The following is a 3,279-nucleotide window of genomic DNA, read 5'->3' on the forward strand; positions in this document are numbered from 1 at the left end:
CATCGGGCTCGCGGCCCAAGCGCCAACCCGCGGCGGTCGCCTCAGCTCAAACGTTAGGCGTCAGAATGAGCGTTCGTTCCTGCTCGCAACTTCCTCTGAACACCGCTTCTCTTTGCGCCGAAGCAGGAAGCAACAGTGGGCAGAACCGCCCCATTCTCGATGCAAGGGACACAAGAGCCGATTTCGGCATGGCGCCAAGCAGATGGGAGGTTCGACTATGAAGGCGGGATCAGCCGTGCAACTTGGCGTGTGGGTATGGGGGACGGTGACTGTCCTGCTGGCCGTAGCGAGCCTAGTTGTGGTTGTCTGGGCAGGGTTCTACCTTGAGGCGCAAGGCGACAAGTACAGATTCGTCGGCGCGCCAGAGTACTTGCCAGGCATGTTCATCGCACTCAAAGAGAATGGAAGCCTCGTTGCCGGCGTACTCGGCTTCAGTGGACTAGCCTGGGCCCACTTCTTCAAGCGCAGTTCAGGGGATGGCAAGTCGAGCGATGACGCCTAACCCTTCGCTCGAGAGGGACCTCCGCCGGCAAGGCACTTGGCCCGCGCGCCGGTGGGGTCCATCATCCGTCCCGCGGGCCAAGCGCCTTCCCGGCTCCGGCCCCTCAGCTCAAACGTTAGCCGTCAAGGGAGTCACCGTGAAGCGGCCCATCAGTAGCTCAATACTTGTCGCCAGCCTACTAGTCGCGCTCAATGCGCGCGCCCAACCACCATCGCAGACGTCCATCGAAGAACTGCTATCGCTCGTCAACGCGGAGTCCATGCTTGAGGCGATGTACGCAAACATTGAGGGCGCCATGCGTCAAGGAATGGTTCAGGGACTTGGAGGAAGACCGCTGACTCTTTCGCAAGAGGAGATCTTCAACTCCGTGCCGCGCAAGTTCACTGATCTGATGCGAGAAGAGGTGGGCTGGCAGAAGATCAAGCCCGACATCGTTCTCGTGTATAGCGAGACGTTCGAGCAGGAAGAGATTGACGGACTCATTGCCTTCTATCGGAGCCCAGTCGGTAAGGCGTTTGTGGCGAAGACGCCCATAGTGATGCAGAAGTCCATGGCGCTGACTCAGACGAGGATGCAGTCGCTCTTACCGCGCATGCAAGCGACCATGGAGAAGGCTGTTGCCGACATCAAGGCGGCGCGGTGACGGCTAACCCTTCGCTCGAGCCGACCCTCCACGGCTTGGCGCTTGGGCCGCGAGGCCGTGCTGCATATCGTCGGTCTCGCGGCCCAAGCGCCAACCCGCGGCGGTCGCCTCAGCTCAAACGTTAGGCCTCAGAGCACACATATGGCTACTCCGCAGTGGGTGAAGAAGCTCGGCGGTCACGCAGGCGAGTTGTACGTCGCCGCCGAACTGTCCAAACGCGCAATTCCGAACGCTCTCCTGCCGGAGAACTTTTCTGGAGACGACCTCTTGGTCGGACAGAAGGACGGACAAGCCGTCGCATTCGTTCAGGTCAAGTCGTGCCATCCAGACAGATCGTCCAGCTTCATTCTTCGCGAGACGGAAGAGAGTTGGTCCAAGGCACCAAAGAATCAGTTCGTGGTCTTCGTTTGGCTGGGCTCCCCAGAGGCGAACGAGCCACCGCAGTACTGGGTAGCCACCAAGCGCGCAGTCGGCAAGCTCTGCGTAGCCCACGCGGCGCACGGCTCATCGAACTGGGAACGTCGATTCAAACCTTCGGATCTCCCGGCCGAGTGGAGGAATGCTTGGCATCACTTTCAGGGCTTTCGGGCTGAGGCCTAACCCTTCGCTCAAGCGGGACTGCCACCGGCAAGGCACTTGGCCCGCGAGGCTCTCACTGTCATCATCCGCCTCGCGGGCCAAGCGCCTTCCCGGCGTCAGCCCCTTAGCTCAAACGTTAGGCCTCACGGCAACCTATGGGAACTTCACGGACCGCTGCACTTGCTGGGCAAGAACTGAAGTTCGAGTGCCACGCGCCGACTGTCTGGCAGCACGCCAGTTTCGCCGAGGACTGGTACCACGACGCCAGACGCGAAGCACAGGGACTGGATGGCAGGCACTCGAAACGTCGCGAGATCGTCTTCGCAGCTAGCTTCCTGGAGTCGTATATCTTCGAGTGGGTTCGTCTGCACTGGTTCGAGAAGGTCAATACGTTCTCCCCTCCCGCCTCCCGATTCAAGAACGACCCCCTCTATAGGGCAGGTCTGAAAGAGAAGTGGTCGTATGTGCCACCTGAACTACACCGAGCGAGTCTCATCCCGAGAGTACCGTCGCTGGATCTAAGCGACCTCGGCACGCCGGTCGTTCTTCGAAACGGTCTTCTCCATGCCAGAGCAAGTCGTCCAGCTACCGGTGGGCAAGTCGACGCCGAGCGTCCGCGTCCCGCCGTTGGGGAACTCGATAGCCTAGATCACGGATGGCCACTCGGCGTGGCGATCGAGCTAGTAAAGAAGCTACACGCCGACCTGCAGACCACTCCACCAAGCTACCTGTGAGCACTACCGGGAGGTGAGGCCTAACCCTTCACTCGAGGCGACCCTCCACGGCTTGGCACTTGGGCCGCGAACCCGTGGTGCATATCATCGGGCTCGCGGCCCAAGCGCCAATCCGTGGCGGTCGCCTCAGCTCAAACGTTAGGCCGCACACCACACACCCATGCCCCTCTGCGCCGAATGCGGATACGAGCACCCGCTCGACGAGCTCGAACTCACCTTCGTCCGCCCCGATGAGGTAGCCGCTCTTTCGACAGAAGAACGCGAGGCCCGCATTCAGGAGAACAAGGACTTGTGCGTCCTGGACGGGAAGAGGTTCTTCATACGCGCTCTACTTCCGCTTCCAATCGCCGAACGAGAGCGTCCGTACAACGTCGGTATCTGGGTCGAGGTGTCGCAGCAGACCTTTGAGCGAGTCTACGAACTGTGGGATGACGAAGAGCAAGCCGAGGAGCCAGCCTTCAACGCCGAGGTTGCGAACGACATTCCCATCCACCCGCCGTCGCTTGGCTTGTCGGCTTCTCTGTCTCTTACGGGCCCCACTACTCGGCCAGTCGTTTCGCTAAGCCCCGCAGAGCATCCGTTGGTGGGAGAGCAGCTCCGCGGCATCACTGCTCATCGCGCTGCCCAGTACAGCAGTCTCATCCCGCAAAGTGCGGCCTAACCCTTCGCTCGAGGCGACCCTCCACGGCTTGGCTCTTGGGCCGCGAACCCGTGGTGCATATCATCGGGCTCGCGGCCCAAGTGCCAACCCGCGGCGGTCGCCTCAGCTCAAACGTTAGGCCTCGCGACCAACCAATGTGCCGCCCTGCCCTGCTCGTCGT

The 3,279-nt window shown here is 61.1% G+C and carries 4 protein-coding genes; all 4 read left to right on the plus strand.

Going from position 1 to position 3,279, the window contains the following annotated elements; genetic code table 11:
• A partial coding sequence (locus tag D9C15_RS33830; protein ID WP_205854975.1) for a hypothetical protein occupies positions 1–502 on the plus strand: 502 nt, incomplete at its 5' end.
• Positions 503–638: 136 nt separating this feature from the next.
• Positions 639–1,145: a DUF2059 domain-containing protein gene (locus D9C15_RS32785; RefSeq protein WP_164886970.1), complete on the plus strand. Its 507-nt coding sequence runs from the start codon at positions 639–641 to the stop codon at positions 1,143–1,145.
• 141 nt (positions 1,146–1,286) lie between these two features.
• On the plus strand, positions 1,287–1,745 hold the full coding sequence (locus tag D9C15_RS32790) for a hypothetical protein (RefSeq protein ID WP_128003655.1): 459 nt from the start codon (positions 1,287–1,289) through the stop codon (positions 1,743–1,745).
• Positions 1,746–2,618: 873 nt separating this feature from the next.
• On the plus strand, positions 2,619–3,119 hold the full coding sequence (locus D9C15_RS32795) for a DUF2199 domain-containing protein (RefSeq protein WP_128003656.1): 501 nt from the start codon (positions 2,619–2,621) through the stop codon (positions 3,117–3,119).
• The last annotated feature ends 160 nt before the right edge of the window (positions 3,120–3,279 follow it).

This window comes from Piscinibacter defluvii (assembly GCF_004011805.1).
GTDB classification, from domain to species: domain Bacteria; phylum Pseudomonadota; class Gammaproteobacteria; order Burkholderiales; family Burkholderiaceae_C; genus Piscinibacter; species Piscinibacter defluvii.